Origin of the sequence: Neosynechococcus sphagnicola sy1, from assembly GCF_000775285.1 — a bacterium.
GTDB lineage: Bacteria > Cyanobacteriota > Cyanobacteriia > Neosynechococcales > Neosynechococcaceae > Neosynechococcus > Neosynechococcus sphagnicola.
On the sequence record NZ_JJML01000014.1, the window covers coordinates 1 to 20,768 of the forward strand.

Here is a 20,768-nt window from a genome sequence, read left to right on the forward strand (position 1 = left end):
TTCATGGTTAGCAAATTGGCTCATCAGGGTTTGCTGTTGCTCGACGACAGGGAGAATTGGCGCGAGAATTTGAGTCAGGGCTGGGTTACCTTCAGCCGCAGGAGTATTTAAGATCTGATCTATGGAGATGCGATGGATCAGATCTACCGTGCGATTGAGTTCCTCGTCTGATACAAAGGCGGGAATGATATTGACATCTTGGCTACTGGCTTGTTTGAGTCCGTTTTGCAAGTTGGTGATGCTGGCGCGAGCAAGTCCGACCAGATCGATTAACCTTTGAGTTCGGGCTAAACCATAAAACACTTGGGGTTGCAGATCTTGACGAAAAGGATCGGTAGCTAGTTTGAAGGCAGCAACGATGAACTCGATTTTCTCTTGTTCAATCCCTGTCTCACGAGCAACAAAGGTAATATCGCGAAATCTTGCTTCATCAAGATCTTTCGGATTTCTCTGGAGCAGAACGGGTTCAAGGGCTTTCATTATTTGCTCAAATTCAGAGGGGCCGCGCGGGATATTTGCCCCCTCTAGCACAATCCGCACTTCCTCTACCTTGCGGGCTTCGATGCCGAGGATTAAATCGTCTGCGGAAACTTGTGTTTCTTGAGTCAGGTCTTTGTCATCGGGTAGACGATAAATCTGAAATTCTTCTAGGGTTTGCCCGCCGACAATTTGCAGGGCAAAAATGAGATCGGCAATGATATTTCTATTGCTAGCAGCATCTCCAGTTGCAAACTGATCGAGAGTATAGGTGACTTCAAACTGCCCTTCGCCTTGAGTTGTGGATGAGTTGCCCAGTTGTTGACGAACATCACCAATGTCGCGGTCATAAACGGTGACTACAATGCCGTTAATTGGACTTCCTGCACTAATAATCTGTCCACGAACTACTCTATTTTGCGGCTGTGGTATGGGTTCATCAAATACTCCAAGTTCTCTTAGCGCCCGATTTAGCGCCTCTGCGGTCGGTACGTCGACATTTCCCTGATTATTTCCAGCGTTTATCTGCTGTTGCTCCTGAAAGATTGCAACCAGTTTTTGAGTAATATCGTCATAGGTTTGCTCTCGTTGTTCTCGCAGTAGCCCCTCTTCATACAACTGGCGCTCCTCATCTGATACACGAATGATCTGTCTGCGGAGAATCAGAAGTAGTCCATCTTGTAAGTTAGTGATCTCTGGACGTTGGCTGTCACGGTTGACGGGAGAGACGATCGCTTTCATGGCTGTGTTCCTAGAAAAGATAAGGTTTGTAATGACGGACTGGCGGTGATAAGTCTCTTCCCGTCTGCATCAGGATTTTCAGGATTTTAGAATTTCCAGGATTTTGCATAGATGCCTGTCTATTCAATCCTGCAAATCCTCTAATTCTGTAAATTTTGATCCTGACGGTTATTGAATACCAACTTATGTTCCAAACTCTTTCCTCCAAAATTGATTAACAACCCCAGTGGAAAGCCATAGGCCACGGTGTAATTCTTCGCCTGTGCCAGGTGTGCATCCTCCAACTGCACCAATGCTTTCAACTCAACGACAACCTGATTCTCGACGACAAAATCTGCTCGGCGCGTCCCCACCTCAATGCCGTCGTAATAGACGGTCTGCTCTTGCTCGCGCACGAAGGCTAGACCTGCTCGCTCTAGCTCAATGGCGAGGCAGCGCTGGTAGATAACTTCTTGAAATCCGGGTCCCATTTTGTTGTGTACTTTCATAGCGCATCCGATGATTTTGTAGGTGAGTTCGTTGCCGATCATTGTCAGTATCAAGATTTTCAGGATTAGAGGATTTTCAGGATTTTTGAATTTAGCAACATATGTTATTTCTCTCCAATTTTTCTTCTTAATCCTGTTAATCCTTAAATTCTGCAAATCCTGATTTGATTTTTCAGGATTTTGAAGTTCGTCTGCATAACTTATTTCTCCATCTCTCCAATTGTCTAATTTCCCAATTTCTTAATCCTGTTCATCCTCAAATTCTGTAAATCCTGATTATTTTGGTTATTTGGTACGTTACTCTGATCGCTAACGCACCCTACAAGATCGGGCTGCAAGATTGGATGATCTCACTTGACCAAGTTAGTGTGGTGTCTCGACTCGCCCACCCACTCGCTTGATCATTTCTTGGCAGGGATCGCAGACGTAGGAACTACCAGACGGTTTGAGAGCACCTACTACAGCTTTGCTCCATCTCTCACCACGGGCACCTATTCCAGACAAGAAAGCACCTATATTTTCCTCAGCATGTGGTGCACCTTTCATTCCCTTGGCGATTTCTGGAGCCACGTTGATCCCCCACTCCTCAAGCTGTTTGAGTTGTGCCGCATTAAGCCCCTTTGAACCTGAGTTAATCCCAGCAACCAAGATTTGTTTGCCTTCCTTGGTGGTCGCTAACGCTATTTCAACCGTTGCTCCTTTCCCTTGTCCAAGACCTTTTATTTTGTTGGCGAGTTCAGTGAGACCGCCTTCACGTGCAATATTGTTAGAGACAATGCCCTGCGGTAGACGAAGTGTCTGAGGGACAGCCGTTGGTTTAGCAGGTGCTGGATCCACAGGATCTGATGGATTGGATTCAGCTTTGTTGGGTTCTGGCTTGGGGTCGGCATTTTTTGCTTCTTCGTCATTGTGGGCGACCATCAAGCTATGCGCTGCGTCGGCTCCGTGGATGGCAACCGATACCGCAGCGAGTTTCGGCAAGACTTGCGCCGCTGCTTGTGCCCTTTGACCACCAGAGGCGAGCGCCAGAGCGGCTCTAGGTCCTCCTGCAATAGGTCCTGAGGGATTGACGAAACCTAGTGTGATGTCCGCAGCTTTTGCTGCGGAGTTGGCAGTATCCTTCTCGACGTGAGCCGCCTGAAGTGTTGAAGAGATAGCAACTTCAGTTATGCTTGTTACATCTTTGCCAGTTTGCATTTGCCTCATGCCGGCCTCGTAATCGGATAATCCATGTGCCGCCACGAGCAAGCCAGCGGCTATGCCAACCCCTGTCTCCGCAGTGAGGGCAGCAAAAGCGACACCACCTACCGCTTGCGTAAGTCCGCCGACTGCTCTGGCCCCACCCCAGAACTTGGTCCAGTCTCTTCCCGTGGGGTCGTGAAAGATAATAGGATTGCACCGAACGTACTGGTATAGGTTGCTGAATTCAGGCTTGAAGAACGAGTCAACAGCTGTCCACTGCCCCAGCCAAGGCGCATAATACCGTGCCCCGTGATAAGTGAATCCCGTCTCCTCATCCCGCTCCTTCCCCGTATACCGATACCGCTTCGCCGCCGCTTTAATGCTCTTATCCACCGCCTGATAGGAGGTGTTGCCGTAGGGAGTGTATTCCTCATAGGAAATCACATTAGCTTTATCATCCAATTCGAGACAAGCCGAACCCAGATGGTTACCAAACTGAAACCGAATTAGTTGTGCAGGCGATTCATCATCGGGGTTAGTAATTGTCTTTGTTTCCACCAACGCAATCCGCTGCTTATTATCCATCCCATGCAACGTCTCACGCTCTAACTTAATGTCATTTCCATTGCTCTTAAATTCACGGTAAATCTCAAACCCACCCAGATAAATCCGCTCCTGCTTGCGAGTCCCATTTTGCCGCTCTGTCACCTTGCGAACCCGCTCACCAGTGGCATCGTAGACATAGAACGTCGTTTCCGGCACTGTATTGGGTGGCGGCGCATCATTCACCACCTGTCGCGCCGTCGCGCTCAACTCATCCTTGTAATCCCACTGCATCAGCGTCAGGTGGGGCATACTCGTCATATTGCCGTGGGCATCGTAGGTGTAGGGTTCCGTCCTTGCCCCCACCGTCGTACTGCTCAAGCGATTGCTCTGCTTGCCCGATTCAATCAAACTCGCTTCGTTATAGGCATAGGCACGAGTCCAATTCCCATTCGCCGCCTGATGGATTAACCGCTCAAAATTGCCCACCGCATCGTAGACGTATTGCTCCGTATAGTTCCGCATCGCCTGCCCATCACTGGGATGGGGCAGATTGACCCGAAACTCATCATCCCAACTGGTTTCTGGCTGCCCCGCCTGCCCGATATGCTCCCGCCCCGCTGCCGCAACTAGACGGTAGATCGGGTCGTAGGTATAGTCACCGTGGGGCAACACCACCTGATTGTTGAAAAAGATCGTCTGCTGAGCCTCATCCCGAATCCGGGTGATATTGCCCACCGGATCATAGGTATAGAACAAATCCTGCAAGACCGCCCCGCCCCGCGTGGTCTTCAGATGGGTCAACCGGAAGGTTTTTTCATCGTAGGTATAGGCAGTTTTTGCCCCATTCCCATATTCAATCAGGGTGCGCTGTCCCTTCGCGTCATGGTCAATGTTCGTCACCGCATGGAAATTCGCCGATGGTGGATCGAGCAACAACCTTGGCTCCGTCGCTTCCCCCAGCCACACATCCATCCGCTCCAATAAATTCGCCTCGTTGTAACCCGGACGGATCACATTCAGTTTCGTCTGCGGCTGGTTGCTGTGGGGTGCAACCAACTGAATCGGTCGATTCAGGGCATCATAGCGGCTACTGCTGCTAAAGACTTCCGTTTCTAAAGCAGGATTGCCCGCCCAATTGGGAATGGTTTTGTAATCCTGCACCAGTTGGCGCGTGCTGCTGAGCAAATTGCCCTTAAAGTCAAAGGCTCCATTCGTCGCCACACCCGCACTATCAAAATGCTGATAAATCCTGCCCCGATGGTTTTGGGCATCCCCCTGCCCTTCCCCATACACCGTCTTTTCCGCCAGAATTTCCGGATCGCTGCCCGTTTTGACAAACATCTGCGTCGGACGCTGCAAGGCATCATAGGTCGTGCGGAGCACATGGTTGCGGCTATCCCACATCCGCATCGGCTTACCCGCCACATTGTTCAGCATCCAGCGCTGTCCCGCTTCCATACTGGCTTGGTGAAGCCGATGCCCCAGCAAGTCATAGTCATAGCGCATCACAATCCGGTCTTTGGCATCCGTGACCGATCGCTGATTCCCCTCAATATCCAACTCCACGCGGGTCGCATATTTCTGGTCATTGCCACTGGCATCCTTGCCATTATCTGCAATGGTCAAAAAGGTGCGCCCCAGGGTATCAAAGTGGGCAACGGTGGGCGTATTGGCGTGTTTCGCCGCCTTCTCCGCCGCGCTTTTCTCCTCCGTCCCCAATGCCCCACCGATCCGCTGTTGATACCAGGTGGGCAAATAATCGGCATCCGGCAACCGCGTCAGAAATTCACTCACATCGGCATCGGTTTTGGGATCAAACGTCACCGTGTCATTCACATCAAAGGTCTGCTGCTGCCACGGGTCGAAGACCACCTTCTCCCAGGTCTGGTTGGGATGCAGCGTCGCCACCACCCGTTCCACCGGATCGTAAAACAGCGTACTGCTCACGCCCCACTGTTCGATGCCAAAGTGATGGGTGGGGCTAAAAAACGGTTCGTATTGCCGGACGGGTTTGCCCTTATTGTTATAAACCTTCGCTCCCGTCCCCACCCAGCGCGGATCGAGTCTGGGCGAGTTTGCCACCGCCGGATCGCGAGGACCTGGTTCCGCCTGCACCTTCGTCTGTGCCTCGCGCCCAAAGCCATCGGAATAGACAAAACTCAGTTGCACCTTGGTTTGTCCACCCGCTAAATCGCTGACATGGGTTTCACGGGCGATCGCCGCAGCACAAACCGGAACACGCTCCAGGTCGTAAATAGTCCGCGTTGTTGCCGTGCCTAAATGTTGCGTAGCCAGCGAACGGGGATTATCAGCCTCAAAAAATGCCTTAATTTCAGCCTGAGTCAAATCGGCGTTGAAATTGGCAAAGGCATCCCCGATCGTCTCCGTTGCCTTACCCATGACGGCAGTGCCCACAACCATCCCCAGCGCATCAAATCGCGCCTGCGATCGATTGCCATTCGGGTCAGTAATTTGTTCCGGTTGCAGGGTACGGTAATTGTTCTGAATGGCGATCGTATTGTTGAGCGGATCGACTGTCTGAATAACGGTTAAGTGATAGCGATCGTAGGTACTGGTATAGAGATTGCCAAACGGATCTTTAATTTGAACGGGCAAGTAGAATTGAGCCGGGTCAAACCCCTGCCGACCCGACGAAATCCACCAACCCCCATCCTGCTGCACATATTTCCCTTCGGCACCCAACAATGTGTTTAGATCGGTAATCTTGCTGCCGTAAACCTGAGTCAGTAAACCGGGCGTAAATGCCAGTTTGAAACTCTCACAGGGCAACGCCAGAGCATCAATTTGTCCCAGCGGTAAGGGCGTGGGATCGGTCGCACTCGCCTCGCTATCCTTGCGGTAGAGCGTTCTGACTCGCTCTATTAACCGTTTTTGTGGACTGGTGTTTGTCGGAGTCGTCTCATAGGGAATTTCGGGCGCGATCGCGTGCCCCACCACCGAGCCATCAGCAGCCTTTTGATAGAAGTCAACCAGAGTAAAGTATTTCCCGGTTGAAGCTGGAACACCCGTAAGCTCATAAGTGCGAGTTTCGATCGGCACCCCAATCCGATACCAATCGGGATCACTCGGTTTGTCATTAGGCTTGTTCGTGACCTGATTTTCGGTATAGGTAATAAAGGTTTTGGCTTGTTCTGGATAAGCAGGCTTACGACGAGGATAGGCGATCGCTACACTCTTCAACCCATTGCCAAACTCATCCACCTCTAGCGTCATCGCATGAGTCACACGCGGGTCAAAAAGCTTGCGTTTCTTCTGGGGATCAGGTTCTGGATCGGTTGGATCGAGGATGAAACTCCGCTCGTAGTGATAGTCAATGGTTTCGCGATCGTGGGCAAAGAACACCGCATGACGGTTCGTTTGCAGTGCCTGCTCCAACCGAATCTCGTAATTCCGCTCCGACACACTGTAGGGATGGGGCTGTTTGTCTGAACCATCCAGGGCATAAATTTCTAGCCGGAGGATGCGACCCTTGAGCGATCTCGCCGCTTCCCGTTCTTCGTCCGCCGTTAAACCAGCAGGCAGAATCGTATCGGGCAACAGTGAAGCGGCAAATGCCTGGTTTGTCTCGTTTGGCTCCCGATAATACTCATGCTCGAAATGAGTAGAAATCTTCTCCCGATTCACATACGCTCCCGTATGAAACCAGGTTTTCGTCAGCACCGGGGGCACAAACGAAGCTGCATCCAGATTGGTACTGTCCGATGTGGTGTCACCAAGCTGAATCGTGCCAATCTCCTCCGTATCCCACTGATCCACCCGCCCAAAACCGCGAAACTCCCGCTCCACCCCATCAAAATAGCCGTGATGGTAGGCATAGCGCGTGACAAAGCGGTTACCAGAGATGCGATCGTAGGTCTCCACCCGTTCCACCACATGCACCGGAAACGGCAGTTTCGTAATCCAGGGCGTATCCGCCAGCTTATCTTGCAGATAGAACTTGCTGGAAGACGCATACTCAACCACCGTTTCTGCACCCATGTTGTTCACGGTCTTGATCAGCAAATGGGGCTTTTGCCCGCCCATCAGGTCGATATACCGCATCACCCGGCGAGCATTACCGGGCAAGGGAGAAGACCACACCAGACAGGCAGTGCCATTACTCAGCAGGTCAAAGGCTGTTGTCGATGCCAAACTGTCGATCGCCGGGAAATAGCTCAACGTCCGCTTTGCCGCCCAACCATTCCCCGACTGATTAAAGTAAACCTGCACCCCTCCTCCACTCAGGTACAGAATATCCGTCGTCCCCGACCCATCAATATCTGCCAACTGGATGCGCCGCTGGTCAAAGATGTCAGGGCGATCGAACCAGGGGGCATCATCCATCGTCACCTTTGCCCCAAACCGCCCATACCCCAGATTGGGCCAGTAACACACCTCCCCATTCCGTATCCGCACAATATCTGTCAGCCCATCCCCTGACATATCTGCCATGTGAATGGATTGGGTACTATCCGCAAAAATGATTCGTGGTCCCTTCTCCTCATCCCAGGGCTGAACCACCCGCTCCGCCGCATCAAACCCATCCTCTGCCAGGGAGGGATACCAGACAAAGCAGTTATCCTCGCTAATCAGGATGTCGCTGTGCCCATCCCCATTCAGGTCAATAAACTTCAGATTCGGGTTATCCCAATCCACCACAGGCAACGACTTAAAAGCAACAAATGACTCCCAGCCTTGATCCAGAGTCCGTTCATAAAATCCTGGCACCGCCCCTCTGAACGTCACCACATCGGGCTGCCCATCCCCTGCCAAATCCAAAAACTGAGCACCGTTCGCCAAACCACTCCCAGGCTTACTGGCAACCAATTCAAGCGGGGCAAACTGTGCCTCAATATGCTGCTTGCCATTGTCCTGAACGGCATTGATCGGGCTGAGATTGCGTTTGTAAAACCATCCGTTCCCCTGCTCGGTCAGAATCCCCGATAAGCCTTCCCCATCCAGATCCACCCACTGATAGCGCGCACCATCCAATCCTTGAGGTAAATTCTCCAGACTGGCGTGATCGACATCTCGCACCGTCTCATCAATCTTGGCTTCGCTATAGGTAAATTCTAACGGTGGCAGCGATTTCTTGATATAACCACCCCCACTACGTTTGTAGCCCGTCTGCGTTGCCGACAGCAGGAACGAATAGATGGGATTGCGAACATCGGTTGGATTTTGTTCGTAGGAATAGTTAAAGTCCGTCGATCGCACCAAACAGTTCTTCCCAACTTCAATCCCATCAGCTTCTTTTTCACCAGAGAAATAATGGAACATCAACACCCGCTGGCATAGGCGATAAGTCCGTACTTCAAAGCCCGATCGATAAGAGGAGAATGGATCGTTTCGGAGAGTCGCTGTAGTCCATTCCTTTGGCTCTTGGGGGATGGGGTTCAAGAGATCGTGTTCCCCGTAATCAAACACCACCTCGAACAACCAATCCTGGCGCACACTCAGATCCTCATTAGCTTTTCGCGGCGTTGAGTTCCCATAGTAAATATGTTTTAGATAGCGATTACTCGATCGACTCTTGGAAGTGCGATTACTTTCGTGTGCTTGGGATCGATCGATCCCAACTGAGTTCTCTTTATCCTCCGATCGATAGCGATAATAAATCGCATTTCCCTTGTCGTCATAGCTTTCACAGATAAGCCAGCTAAATACATGGGTGGGGTGTTCGGGATCGACAATGCGACTTTCTTCTGTCTGTCCATACAGCGTTGTAATGTTGTCTTTAGAGATCGATCTCCAAAACGTTTCTTTCGGGTCAGCCTGGTTAGTCCAGCGTTCGATGCGGGCAAACAACCCTTCAATCCGAGGACGGTAGCGTTGAAGGGAGTAGGTTTTACCACCCACCGTGCGCGGATCTATTTTTTCAGGCTCCCACTTCCCCTGGTTGTTCTGAACCAGAATCGGCACCAGATCTTCCGCACCTGAAAGAATAAACACATCAGAATCCTCACCATCCCAGTAGCGCGGCAAGCCTTTGTCTGTCTTGCGGGTAATCGACGGTAACGACAGATTCCAGCCCAGCCCAAAGATCCCATTCCCCGCCCCCGAATCGTAGGAGAGCGATAACTGGGGACCAAAACCCGAACGCCCAGGACTGGTGGCGATCGGGACAGACATTGAGCCAGTTCCCGTTACCGGATTAGCCGCGAACTTTTCCCCCATGCCCTTAATTGCACCACCGCCTTTAGGTAAGGACACACTAGGAGGCGACGCAAAATAGCTTGGGTCAGACTCTTGAGTTTGTTTACTGTTGGCTTGAGCGGGGCGATCGAACATGGTCTACTTCCCTAATAAAGATGGGGCTGTCTTTTCAGGAACCGGACACGATACAAGTTTCTGACAAACTAGAAAAGATGGGATAGTACCCACCCAGGTACTTTTTTGGGTAAGGCACAGACCAAAATCCTACGAGGGGCATCAGGGAACCTCAACTTTTGTATTGAATATTGACATTTTGGAGATGAGGGTTCTCAAGGCAGTGCCACAACCTGTAACTCAAGCCGTAGAATGGGGCGCGAGATAAGCGGAACTCCGACTTGAACGATGCGGAAGCATCGGACGACCAAGGAGTGAAGTGCAACGGAATCCGAAGGATTCTGCTTCATCGAGTAGTTGGGCAGATTGCGAGCTGAAGATTGGAGGTATAACAAACTCGATGAAGTTTCGCGCCCCATTGGGCGAGCAGGCGAGCCCAGCGAGAGATCGCCCAACGACCTCAAACTCAGCGACTGCGGAGTGCGGCGCGGCACCTGCATGGTGGGTGGAAGCAGGTGCTGTGATGCACGGAGCGGTTCGCTGCAGCGCATGGTTAGGCCATTTTGGGGACATATCGATTGTGTAGTTGAGCAAACAAGCTGAAGGTAGGCCACAGTTCTTCGGGGATGCGCTCAAGCTCCTCGTCCGTGAAATGCCAGTGCGAGCCTTCGTGTATGAAAGTGTTCCGTTTGGTGTTGATGGTGAGGAAGAAATTGAAGTGTTGAGTGTAATCAAGCTCCGCGGGCTTGGTGAGTTCAGCCAAAGCGAAGTTCCACTTCTCGGAGGTTAAGGCGGGAAGCAACCGCTCACGCTTGTCGCGGGAATAACGGTAGTCCTGCAAGAGCCTCTCGCGTAGCGGCTCCTCTAGCTGCTTCGCTCGCATGACGTTCTGGCACAGTTCAGTGGTCAACGCATCCCATAGCGTACAGAACAGCAGAGGAATGACGATGCGAGTGTCTGTCTTGTTGGTGTAAACGTGGTCGGCAATTCCGTCCGGGTCAGGCGGGGGATTGGCGTGTCGGAGGAAGTAAAAGTCCTGGATGGAGTTTACGAGAACAAGAGCGTTGAGGCCGAAGTGGACGCGCTGGGCTCGAATCGTTTTGCCGCAATGCTTACAGGGGGTTCCGCAGATCTGTAGAATGGGAACTCTGTAAACGCGGTCGCAGCTCTGACAAATGTAGAAGTCCGCGATAAGCGTGCTCCACGGCTGGGATTGGACTTCCGAAATGTTCACGGCGTTGCTAGTGGCCTAACGGCTGAATTCAGCGGCGGCAGACAACCTCGAACTCTCAATAAATGTCTTTCGTCCGTCCGCTGCCACGCAGTGTTATGCCGCAATTATTTAGCAACACTTTAAACTTTAAAATCCCTGAATTTTCCAGGTTCTATGTTAAATAATTTGATTTAGGTTAGTCATCCAATTACAATTGCTGCGGCTACAGGCGAGAAAGATTTGACCTGTAGCACCATTTTGTAGCCCTTGCAGGGCAGCACCACAGGCTTCACAGGTACGTCCCATAAACTGAGCGTACTGGGTTGCATCTTGCCGATTCATGTTGCGACCCTGCTGTAAATGAGTTACACAGCTAATTCGAGGACGTGAATTTGTGTTCTGGGCAGGTTGAGGCCAAAGAGGTTGTGTACACATTTCACAGGAACCGAAGGGAGCTTGATTGTTTTGCAGTCTTTGTGCCACACTTCCTCCGCTATCAGCAGGCAACAGTTGAAGGAAGGTGTACAGGAGATTGACTGTGTTAGGAAGGGCGATTCTGAAAACCGGACTTTGACCGCTGGGATTGGTGTAGACCCAAAGAATTTGTTGGTCAACGCCGACAATGCCCATGTTGCTGAAGGAGTCAGAGCGCCAAATTCGAGTGTTAGGCAAACTGGTAACACTTGAAGCGATGTCTGAACCACGGGCAATTACATTTGTACCAGGTCGTAAGGATGCTAGGGAGAAGTGTTGAGCAGACTTAAGTTGTGTGGTCCAGTCCATTGCAACAGCGTGTTGGGCAGCCGCGAGATCCGATTGAAGAGCCTGCCGAGCTTCACCTGGATTTGGATAAACCGTGATACCAGGGAGGCTGAATTGCCAAACGGTGGAGTTGGCTGTATCGTTAAAGGTTAAAGGCAAAACTTGAGAACTACTGCGAAGGCGATCGCTAAATTTACGGAAGATATGAAATGAATCAAGTTGTTGCCGCACGTAAGCATCATTAAATAGCCCAACAAATTTGCCTTGAGCACGACTAACAGCAACGTTTGCAAGCCGAGATGCTGTACTTTGCATCGTACCCTGTAGCAACACTCCTACTTTTCTTTGAGGCGTACTATCAACTGCGTCAAAAACGATGAGATGTTGTTCAGAACCCTGAAAGCGATGAACGGTAGAGGCTTTTACTGCTTCCAGGTGTGTTTCTCTCAGAATGCGGTGAATTAAGCGTGACTGTGCTTTGTAGGGTGTAATAATGCCAATGCTTTCGGTTCCTGCCTGTTTTGACTTATATGCAATATCTGCGGCTATGAGGGCAGAAATGAGGTTGAAGCGGCTATGAGACTCCTGATCACTAAAACAGAAGGCAGAGGTACGGCTCAGATCATAGAAGATGAGGGATTGGCCCGGGTTTGGTTGGGCATCGACAATCGGTTGCGTTCGCGCTTGTACTCCTTCTCCATCCTGAAGTTGATTGTTATAAAACAGACGATTTGGGATGGCTGAAATGGAGGGATGCATCCGGTACTGGGTTTGTAGCAGCACCATGCGATCGTCCTGTTGGTTTCGGTTGACGCGATCGATAATGCCTGCTTTGTCAAAAATGTCGCGTTGTAGCCAGGTTTGAGCATTATCTGTATCTGCTTGAGAGATAGGACCGAGTTGGCGAAAGTCACCAAAGATGGCAATTCGTCGCTTCGCCAGTGTTGCAGCATAGACACAGTGAGGGATATAAGCCATGCTGGCTTCGTCGATGATGACTGCATCGAATTGGCGTTCGTAAATTTCCTGGGCGATCGCTGCTTTTGAGAGGGTGCAACCAACAACCATTGCTTTTCGGACTAGCTCAGATTCTTTCTGGCGTAACTGCTGTTTTAGAGGTTGCAGTTCCTCTCGAATCTTGGCGATGCGCTCTTGTAAAGTAGACTTCTGCTGAGTGGTTAAACCAGAGGCACGAGACTGCTGAGTTAACCGTTTCCTTTCTCGCTCAAGCCACTCAATTTTTTCAATCAGTGGAGCGTTTTGCCTTTTAGCGATGCCCCGAACATTAATTAAGGGATAGTCATCGTAGGTACCGGGGGTGGCAATACCAAAGCGGAGGATGAAGCCTTCGTTGTAGTAGCTAGATTTACAGAGGTACTTGGCGAGGCTTTTCATTGCAGTATCAACTGCTGTATTGCTGTGGGCAAGTACCAGGACTGATTCCCCTGCATGGACAAGAGAAGCAACCGTAAGCCCAAGAGTGCTGGTTTTTCCGGTTCCGGGAGGTCCCCAAATGAAGCTCACCGGATGCTGGAGGACGTGGGTGATCGCCTCTGCCTGATAGGGGTTGTAGTTGAGGGATTGTTGGATTTGAGTTTCGATACGGGCGCGAAAATCATCAAAGTGGCTATTGTTTGTTGGGTGAGAGGTTGCTGAATCTCTCAGCAGATTCAGAGCTAGCTGGCGGTTTGCGGTTTGGCTAGCCGTGGCGGTGTCGAGCCGTTTCTGCAACTCCTGAAGGAGAAACCAGGGTTCAGTGGCCATCTTGACTGATGGGACTTGCTCACCGATGTTTCTCTCAATGGCAATGAGGAGATCGAAGCCCTCAATCGACAGCAGAATTCCCGGATATCGTTGCCTTTGATGAACCAGATCAACTGGGGTGTCATCGGGGAAGCGAATTTCAGTGTCAGTGGTAAAGGAATAGAGGTGCTTGCCACTACGCTTACCGAGATGGCGACCGTCGGTAATTGTGGTAGTCTGCCCACCTAGCTTTCGTAGGGATTTGATTTCGTCACCGAGAGCCTGACGGAATTGCTTTTGATATTGGGTAAAAGGTGAAGGGTTAGGTGAAGAGTGGACAGAGTTCATGATTGGCGACAGGGACTGTAAATTAGTTTGTGTCAAAGGTCAAAACAGGATCTAATGAACAAACATACAGAGGCATGACCTTCGCAGTCACCGGACGCAGATAACCTTTTCAACTTAACCGACCAGACGGCAACGTTCCGGTTCAGAGCGTTTGTTTAGATGGCGAGAAACTGCACTAGGTTTTTTAAGTAGTGCCATTTTTTTGCTTTCTCCTCACGTAAACTGCCTTATTTTTTCGCTGAATCTCAAATAAGTCAATATCCTCAAACAAACCACTCAACTTTGCATATCCGTAGTTGCATGGGTCACATGATTCCTTGCTAAGGACTCCATTTTTGCGATCGCTCCCTCAACTTCTCTGCCGTCTTTTGGTCGGTTTTTGCCGCCAATTTGCCGCAATACTGCCGCCACTGCTCAATCCTGGAATCCTGACTGCTCCAGCGTTCGCCTGGGGAGTCCACAATCCGCCGCAAGTTGCCGCAACCAAATCTTGGGTCCCCGCACGTAGAGATCGCTGGTCTTCTGGTCGGTTTTAACCTCCACCGCACCAAGGAAATCCCGCCGTCGTTTTTACCCAGTTGCGATTCTGAAACGGTTACGGGGACTGAGGTTTAGCGATTCTGTATACAATTGTATATTCCCAGAAGTTGCTACGTGCCATGGTTTTTTATCTGCCTGACAATGCAGATGGCTCCGCAGCAATTCCATTATGGGGTTTTCGCCCCCGACCCACGGAATGAGAGTCCTTTTGGTAAAGTCAGCAGCCCCCTGATGCAGAGAGACTTCAAAAGCGAGATCGCCGCCGGACGGCAATTCAGAGCGGCTTTTGACGAGATCATTTATCAGCCCGCCGTCAGTGCGAAAGCGCCGCCATATTACAAGAGCGGTTAGCGGCGCTCACTCCGCGCTGAAAGTCTCTAGCCGGGTTGGTGATGATCAAGGCGATCTGCAATCCAGAGCTTGATCAGTGATTGCCGAGTCACGCCCAAGCGGTTGGCTTCTTTATCAAGAGATTGCACCATCCAGTCGGGAAAATCGACATTCACCCGCTTCGCCTGTAAACCCGGACGGGTTGCTTGCTTAAGATCGAGGTAGGCAGTTATATCTTCGCCTGCCTCAAAACGCTTGTCGAAATCAGATGCTTTCATAAAGGGCTACCTCCTCGATTCTGAACCGTCTGACCGAGATCAGGCGGACATCGGCTTGACGATAGGTGACGACTGCCGACCAGTGTTTATCGGCAATCATGCCGATGATCAGAAAGCGCGGCTCGTCTGTGGTTCGGGCCGGAATTTCCAGCCGTAGCGGATCGTCCCAGAGGGCTTGCGCCTCATCAAAGGAAATCCCATGCTTGGTTTTATTTCCGGCGCTCTTAGCCGGTTCATACTCAAAAGCCATGACCCCTGACATTAATGGTATAAAAAAGCAACAAAAAATATACTATCAATTAACACTAACCAGCACCTTCTGATGCCAAAAATGCTTGTCAACGGATGTTGACATCGCTGGTCTTCTCTGCTGTCTTTTGGTCGGTTTTTACCGCCACTTTACCGACATAATTCCGCCACTGCTCAAGCCAGGAATCCTTACTGATCAAACGTTCCAGCGTTTGCTGGGGGATTCCACAAATGCCGCCAGATCCGCCATCGCAATCTTGGGTGAACGGACGTACAGCTTTCAATTACTTGCAGATCGCTCCGCAAACAAATGCCGTCGCCCATATTCCAGCAGGCATAATGCATCAGCAATTCCATCGTGTGGTTTGCGACATCGAGGCAAAACCAGAGCCACGTTTGGAAAGGCTCGACGACAATAGGAGATCGCCGCATCCTTATCTTTAGTCGTACCTTGCAGAACTACCCGTTTCCAGGTCTGAGGAGGGACAAGTTCAGTCCGAATGCCCAGGACTACCAAGATGCCCAAAATTGAGCCATACCCAGTTCCAAATTTGAAGGTGCTGCTCACCCCTTGACCCGGCATAGAATGAACCTTCTCCAGAACCGCTAGTGATGGGTTAGCACTTCGGATCAGTTGCGCGATCGCTCCCAGAACGAGTTCCTTGCCAGCTAGGGGCCTGGGATGAGCGGTCAATGTTCCTGAATGAAGGATGGAGATCGCGCCACTTAAACCAGGGTCTATGGCGATGAGGGCAGGTGATTGAGTCAATGATGTTTCCTCCTGTGGTCTAGTCCCTGCCATGTATCTGCCTTTTCTGGCAGCTGCGGCAAACCAGCGATCGCCTCAATCAGCCGGTGACACTGGCGTTTCAGGTCGTCTCGCTGATTGCCAGGGTTGCTGCTGTAGGTGCCCGGTGTTTCAGTCATGCCTCACCTCTCAGAAAATCCAGTCTGCAAGTGGCTTCATGTCCTTCCGGACAAAGCAGCCAGGCTCGGTCTGTCCATTCCTGGCTGTAACCCAGGAATTTATACCCTGGTCTCCAGCGCTGGATATGGGGGAAATACACTTCAACTCTCTGACCCGCGTGGTAATCGGGCACAGTAGCCGCTGGAAATTGCCAATGAATCACCGCACTCCAAGGCACCCGCTTCAAGCCGATGGGTGTTTGCAGCACCACACGTTCGCCCTCGACTTGTTTGACTGGGTAGCCCACTCCAGACCGACCAAATGCGATTGCGCCCACGGGGGGATTAGAAATCGCTAGCATCGACGACCTCCTGTGGATTCAGATTGATTTGTGATGGGGAGTCATCAGATAAAGTGCTGTTTTTGATGTCCATAATGTCCGCAATGTCCGAAGTCGGCTGAAACCCTTTCCCTGCATGGGTTTCTTTTTCGGACGTTTGTCGGACATCAAATCGTTTTTCGGACGTTTCATGTCCATGATGTCCGACCTGATGTCCGAAGCTAGAACCTTTACAGAATGGGAGTTCTGGGGTTTCGTCGGACGTTTCGGACGTTTCGGACATTATTTTTGGGTGTTTATCTGGTCGAGGGCGATCTGGTGGGGAGGATAATCGCTCAATTGTCCAAACTCGTTCGCGGCTCCGGTCAGAACGACGGTATTGATCAATTTCCACCCCCACCGCCGCCAGATCGGATTTGATTGACCCACTCAACGCCCGTCCCAGGGTTCTAGCGGTGAGTTTTTGCACCTTGGTTTCGGTCGCTTGCTCCTTAATAGCGGTGAGCAGTGCGCTGGCAGAACCCTGCCAGGGATTGCTACTCTCAAGCACCGCTAGAATCGCCGCTGCCAAGGGGTTGGCCTCCACCGCAGCTTCTTGAGCCGCCTGGATATTCCCCGTATAGGCACGGAGAAACGCCCCAGGTTGTAGCCCTAGGGCGGGTTCGGCAGCAATACAGAATTTGGCAAAGCTGGCCATTCTCGGTAATCGCTCCGGTTTGATTTCAGGCAAACGCCGCAACGCCATACTGAGGGCATCCAGCAAACCACCCAGGATTGAAGGAGCCAGGGTTTGGAGTTTTGCCTCTAACTGTTCGTCGCTGAGGCGATCACCCTCCTCAATGGCATTGAGACTGACCAAAATACAGCGGTCGAGCAAGTCCGAGCGACTGGGCACCAGGTCAACCGCCGTCAAAATTTGTGGGCGTGTGTACTCCACCCAGGTTTCATCTAAATCACTGTGCAGGGTGCGATGGCTGAAACCCGCCCCGGTTGATGCACAGCAGAGCGTATCCTGTTGTTCCGTGGAGAGGCTGGTCAGGTTGTCGTAGGCCATCAACCAGCGATTGTTAGCAGCAACCGCAGTAGATCGGCGATCTCCCACCAATGGCAAAAGTGGCGCTTTTCCGGGGTCGATCAACCGTTTCAGGATTTTGGCAGCGGTAGATTTACCCGAACCTTTGGGACTGCTTAGGGTCAGAATGGGCTTGCTACCTGTTGGCATCAGGGAGTAAGCGGCAAATCCTACCAGTAAAGGCCAGGTTTGGGTATCGACACAAATTAACTCTCCTAAGTCCCCGATTTTTCCGCCCCTTATGGTCGTGGGTTCGGGTAGGGGTAATTGTCCGTCGTTGCGGATAAACCGGACGGGGCAGTTCGCTGACTCAATGAGCTGCCAGCCTGCGGGAGTGACCTCTAACACCCTCCAGGTTGCATCACTCAGATCTATATAAATGTTGCCCCCAAACTCGCCGGTTCTCAGCCAGGTTTGCCGCTCCGTACTATCGAAGGTGGCCTGAGCCTCCAGGACACCCAGGCAGGATTGCAGGGCCTCGGAGTTGGGTGATTTTTCGTGAAGGCGGTAAAGCTCTCGTCCTAGCCAGGTTTTGAACTGTTTTTTTCGGAGAGGGTAGGTATGGCGGATACCTTCGATCGTCAGGTCAACGTAGGGTTGATTGGCGGTGTCGTGCCAGTAGTCGCACTCCGGGCCAGTGGCGATTGCCATCAACAGGTCAAAGGCGCTCTTTCGCTCCACCGCCTTTTTATTTTCTTCTTCCAGAGGAGATTGATTGCCCGATTTAGGGGACTCTTCTGGTCGTGGTGGCGGGGGCTGACCTGACTCGACTGCTGACAGGATGAGATCGCGAACCTGGTCATCACTCAACCCCTGCAACTGCATCTCAGTGCACCAGTCTTTAACATCCAGACCGCCCCCAGCGGGTAGCCAATCTGGTTCCCACCAGATCGAGTCAGACCACGGCTTAAATAGACCAGCCATCGGGTAGGCTTGCAGAATCCGCTCAGCCTTTTGAATCCCTGGCCTGTCACGATCGGGAACAATGACCAGGCGGTTTTCAAACCCTTCAAACCACTGGCTATCACGGCTTGGCTTGAATCCGTTGGCAAAAGCCACCGCTGGTAGTCCCAAGCTCCACAGCACATCGGCTTTGGGTGGCCCTTCCACAATGAAGCAGTGTTCAGCCCCGGCTTTCAGAGCGTCCACAGCTTCGGAGTAGCGATAGGGTAAAAGCCGAGCTGTGTCTACCCCTTTGGGTTCCATCCACTGTTTCTTGCCGCCACCAGACTGATAAACCCTGACCTCCTCAACCAGAACCTTTCCCTGGCGATCGCAGAACGGATATCGAAACTCCTGCCCGACGGGCCGCTCTTTCTGCCAATCCTCGGACTTTGCGATCCACTTTCCCCAGTTCTGGGTTGGGTCTGTCCCAAGCCAAATAAACCCGTTTAGATTCTCTTTGGGTTGCCGCCCGTTGATTTTAGAGTGGCAGAGGACAAAGTTGCCATTCTCGGAGATCCGACAATCACTGTCTTTGGTGCGATTGCAGACGGGGCAGGGATTGCGTTTACTGGAGGGGGTGAATTTCTGGCGATGCTCGGAGTGCGGTCTTTGACCATCGCTCATTGGGACACCCCCTCAAACTCGGTTTGGCAGTACCAGATCCAACGATCAATCTGTAAACTGACAGAACGGCTCCACTCCACTTCCAGAAATCGTTCTAGCCAATCTGGGCTAGGGGGTTGGGGTGCTATTGGTATTGTTTGCACTTAAAATATCCTTAGAGGATGTTTTAAAAGTCTTTCAGGGTGTGTTTCACCACCCTAGCTACCTAGAAGCTAATACGAGAGAATCAGGGTTACAGGGTTTGCGATCGCGCCTCTGAGTTGTATTTGAGGCTAAAGCCTACCCTTTTAAAACATCCTCTTAGCGGTTTGCCCCGCCGGTAGTTAGAAAAATCAGCCCACCTTTCGCAGGGGTGGGTTTTTGCCGTTTAACGGCTCTCGGGCAGGGTTGCCAGGTATTCCTCTAAAAGCCGCTGGTGTTCAGGGCGATCGCCGTGCAAAAGGTAATCTTGCACGAGCAACCAATTCCAAAAGATTTTCCGCCCGCCGGGGAACTGCCACCAGTAAAGGGGGCTAGGCAGTTTTCGCTGGAGTTCGACGCGCTGGCTTTTGAGGATATTGAGGCGTGCCTCTAGCGTCGCGCTTCCAATAAACGGAAATTCGCGCAGAATGAGTTTTTTTGCCATTATTAGGGAAACCTCCAATTAATTAATTCGATTGGTTGGTTGGGGCGTAGGCCGACCGTTGGGACTTTGGCGAGACTTTGGCGGTCGGCTTTCGCGTTGGTTGGGGACTTAGCGGGCTTTTGGGTATATCCAAACATTAATCCTTGAAATTGAGTTTGTGGGGCAGGAGTGATTAGGGACGTAAACCATTGCATAGCAAGGGTTTGAGGTCGATTTTTAGGACTTTTGGCGGCGAAAACTTTTGCAAAATCCACGTTGGGTCTGGAAGTAATCGCATCTCCTCATCGCAGCTTTCGCCGCTCACCCTGGACAAACTCCTCGCCTGGGATCGACTTAGCCAGTCGCGCCAAACCCCTGCTCCGATCCTTGAGCCGAAGCTCGTATTCACCAACCACTCGCTTAATTGCTGAATTGCCCCTGAGACGCTTTTTGACCGCCTGATGACAGAAGGTCAAGAACTCCATCGGCTTGCTCCGTTTCATAACACCCTGGGCGTAGTCGAACGTATTCCTCTCCCGACCTTCTTCCCGCTTCGATGTTAGATAGTTAGGCGCTGGCCGTTCTTTCTTGTTGTGCCGAGAGCCCTTGGCATTAGAAGTTAAGATCCGCAGAATCTGGGCAGATTGGTACGTCGAAACCTGTCCCCCCGATATTGCGCTATGGAGCATAACTTCGCTTTCTCCTTCGAGAATCAAGCGCAGAGCTTCCCCCGGCGAAGTGGGAAAGCCCTGAAATGGAAACGTTGCATCCGTTTTTTCAGCTTCAGCCTTGATTTCTCTCCATCCCCGCCAGAGAAGGTTGCATAGGGCAAGGTAGTACTCGAACTCCAGATCCATCAACCTTTTTATTTCCAGATCCATCAACCTTTTTATTTCTGGATCGTTGAACTCTGGAGGCTCGGAAATTGAAAAATAGGATTTAAACATCCAAAGCAGATCATGGAAGTGCTCCTTGACCCGTTGGCAACGCTGTTTTTGATCGGTGGTGCTGCATTGCATGACCAGACGGAGGGGAGGTTGCCAATCTAGTGCGGTGCGGATTTCAGGGAATGCCGAAGTTGGAAGTTCGTTATTGTTTTTGGTCATCAA

At 51.3% G+C, this 20,768-nt stretch carries 15 protein-coding genes and 1 pseudogene; 1 reads left to right on the plus strand and 15 read right to left on the minus strand.

Going from position 1 to position 20,768, the window contains the following annotated elements:
- The 6 genes and pseudogenes from DO97_RS06190 to DO97_RS30110 form a co-directional block, all read right to left on the minus strand.
- Positions 1-1,218 (minus strand): hypothetical protein (locus DO97_RS06190; protein WP_036531833.1); only part of this gene is annotated, 1,218 nt, incomplete at its 3' end.
- Between the two features lie 140 nt (positions 1,219-1,358).
- Positions 1,359-1,748 (minus strand): GxxExxY protein, encoded by a 390-nt coding sequence (locus DO97_RS06195; RefSeq protein ID WP_036531901.1) that lies wholly within the window; start codon positions 1,746-1,748, stop codon positions 1,359-1,361.
- A gap of 321 nt (positions 1,749-2,069) precedes the next feature.
- Entirely contained in the window at positions 2,070-9,725 is a 7,656-nt protein-coding gene (locus DO97_RS06200) for a SpvB/TcaC N-terminal domain-containing protein (protein WP_081980647.1), read from the minus strand.
- Positions 9,726-10,257: 532 nt separating this feature from the next.
- The gene (locus tag DO97_RS06205; RefSeq protein ID WP_036531835.1) at positions 10,258-10,938 is read right to left on the minus strand and encodes a hypothetical protein; all 681 of its coding nucleotides are present in this window, start codon (positions 10,936-10,938) and stop codon (positions 10,258-10,260) included.
- A gap of 156 nt (positions 10,939-11,094) precedes the next feature.
- The gene (locus DO97_RS06210; protein WP_036531838.1) at positions 11,095-13,770 is read right to left on the minus strand and encodes a DEAD/DEAH box helicase; all 2,676 of its coding nucleotides are present in this window, start codon (positions 13,768-13,770) and stop codon (positions 11,095-11,097) included.
- 184 nt (positions 13,771-13,954) lie between these two features.
- Positions 13,955-14,074 (minus strand): annotated as a pseudogene (locus DO97_RS30110) (OST-HTH/LOTUS domain-containing protein); the annotation flags it as partial.
- Between the two features lie 350 nt (positions 14,075-14,424).
- Between DO97_RS30110 and DO97_RS24950 the strand changes: the two are divergent.
- On the plus strand, positions 14,425-14,661 hold the full coding sequence (locus DO97_RS24950; protein ID WP_156120467.1) for a hypothetical protein: 237 nt from the start codon (positions 14,425-14,427) through the stop codon (positions 14,659-14,661).
- Positions 14,662-14,687: 26 nt separating this feature from the next.
- Here the strand turns inward: DO97_RS24950 and brnA are convergent, their stop codons facing one another.
- The 9 genes from brnA to DO97_RS06260 form a co-directional block, all read right to left on the minus strand.
- On the minus strand, positions 14,688-14,918 hold the full coding sequence (gene brnA, locus DO97_RS06220) for a type II toxin-antitoxin system BrnA family antitoxin (protein WP_036531841.1): 231 nt from the start codon (positions 14,916-14,918) through the stop codon (positions 14,688-14,690).
- Positions 14,905-15,168 (minus strand): BrnT family toxin, encoded by a 264-nt coding sequence (locus DO97_RS06225; protein WP_036531842.1) that lies wholly within the window; start codon positions 15,166-15,168, stop codon positions 14,905-14,907. The genes brnA and DO97_RS06225 overlap by 14 nt, the downstream gene beginning before the upstream one ends.
- An 88-nt stretch (positions 15,169-15,256) precedes the next feature.
- On the minus strand, positions 15,257-15,451 hold the full coding sequence (locus tag DO97_RS06230) for a hypothetical protein (RefSeq protein WP_036531843.1): 195 nt from the start codon (positions 15,449-15,451) through the stop codon (positions 15,257-15,259).
- Positions 15,448-15,936 carry a RuvC family protein gene (locus tag DO97_RS06235; RefSeq protein WP_239651517.1) on the minus strand — a complete coding sequence of 163 codons (489 nt, stop codon included), beginning with the start codon at positions 15,934-15,936 and terminating at the stop codon, positions 15,448-15,450. The genes DO97_RS06230 and DO97_RS06235 overlap by 4 nt, the downstream gene beginning before the upstream one ends.
- Positions 15,933-16,094 (minus strand): hypothetical protein, encoded by a 162-nt coding sequence (locus DO97_RS23760; RefSeq protein WP_156120468.1) that lies wholly within the window; start codon positions 16,092-16,094, stop codon positions 15,933-15,935. The genes DO97_RS06235 and DO97_RS23760 overlap by 4 nt, the downstream gene beginning before the upstream one ends.
- On the minus strand, positions 16,091-16,435 hold the full coding sequence (locus DO97_RS06240) for a hypothetical protein (RefSeq protein WP_036531847.1): 345 nt from the start codon (positions 16,433-16,435) through the stop codon (positions 16,091-16,093). The genes DO97_RS23760 and DO97_RS06240 overlap by 4 nt, the downstream gene beginning before the upstream one ends.
- Positions 16,419-19,055, minus strand: a complete 2,637-nt coding sequence (locus tag DO97_RS06245; protein ID WP_036531850.1) for a hypothetical protein — start codon at positions 19,053-19,055, stop codon at positions 16,419-16,421. The genes DO97_RS06240 and DO97_RS06245 overlap by 17 nt, the downstream gene beginning before the upstream one ends.
- A 367-nt stretch (positions 19,056-19,422) precedes the next feature.
- On the minus strand, positions 19,423-19,680 hold the full coding sequence (locus DO97_RS06250; RefSeq protein WP_036531851.1) for a hypothetical protein: 258 nt from the start codon (positions 19,678-19,680) through the stop codon (positions 19,423-19,425).
- Between the two features lie 281 nt (positions 19,681-19,961).
- Positions 19,962-20,765 (minus strand): hypothetical protein, encoded by an 804-nt coding sequence (locus tag DO97_RS06260; protein WP_156120469.1) that lies wholly within the window; start codon positions 20,763-20,765, stop codon positions 19,962-19,964.
- Positions 20,766-20,768: the final 3 nt, after the last annotated feature.

Bases quoted from the DNA above. Each gene is read 5' to 3' on its own strand.
- DO97_RS06200 (WP_081980647.1), bottom strand. From the start codon at position 9,725: ATGTTCGATCGCCCCGCTCAAGCCAACAGTAAACAAACTCAAGAGTCT.
- DO97_RS06245 (WP_036531850.1), bottom strand. From the start codon at position 19,055: ATGAGCGATGGTCAAAGACCGCACTCCGAGCATCGCCAGAAATTCACC.
- DO97_RS06240 (WP_036531847.1), bottom strand. From the start codon at position 16,435: ATGCTAGCGATTTCTAATCCCCCCGTGGGCGCAATCGCATTTGGTCGG.
- DO97_RS06195 (WP_036531901.1), bottom strand. From the start codon at position 1,748: ATGATCGGCAACGAACTCACCTACAAAATCATCGGATGCGCTATGAAA.
- brnA (WP_036531841.1), bottom strand. From the start codon at position 14,918: ATGAAAGCATCTGATTTCGACAAGCGTTTTGAGGCAGGCGAAGATATA.
- DO97_RS23760 (WP_156120468.1), bottom strand. From the start codon at position 16,094: ATGACTGAAACACCGGGCACCTACAGCAGCAACCCTGGCAATCAGCGA.
- DO97_RS06260 (WP_156120469.1), bottom strand. From the start codon at position 20,765: ATGACCAAAAACAATAACGAACTTCCAACTTCGGCATTCCCTGAAATC.
- DO97_RS06210 (WP_036531838.1), bottom strand. From the start codon at position 13,770: ATGAACTCTGTCCACTCTTCACCTAACCCTTCACCTTTTACCCAATAT.
- DO97_RS06225 (WP_036531842.1), bottom strand. From the start codon at position 15,168: ATGGCTTTTGAGTATGAACCGGCTAAGAGCGCCGGAAATAAAACCAAG.
- DO97_RS06250 (WP_036531851.1), bottom strand. From the start codon at position 19,680: ATGGCAAAAAAACTCATTCTGCGCGAATTTCCGTTTATTGGAAGCGCG.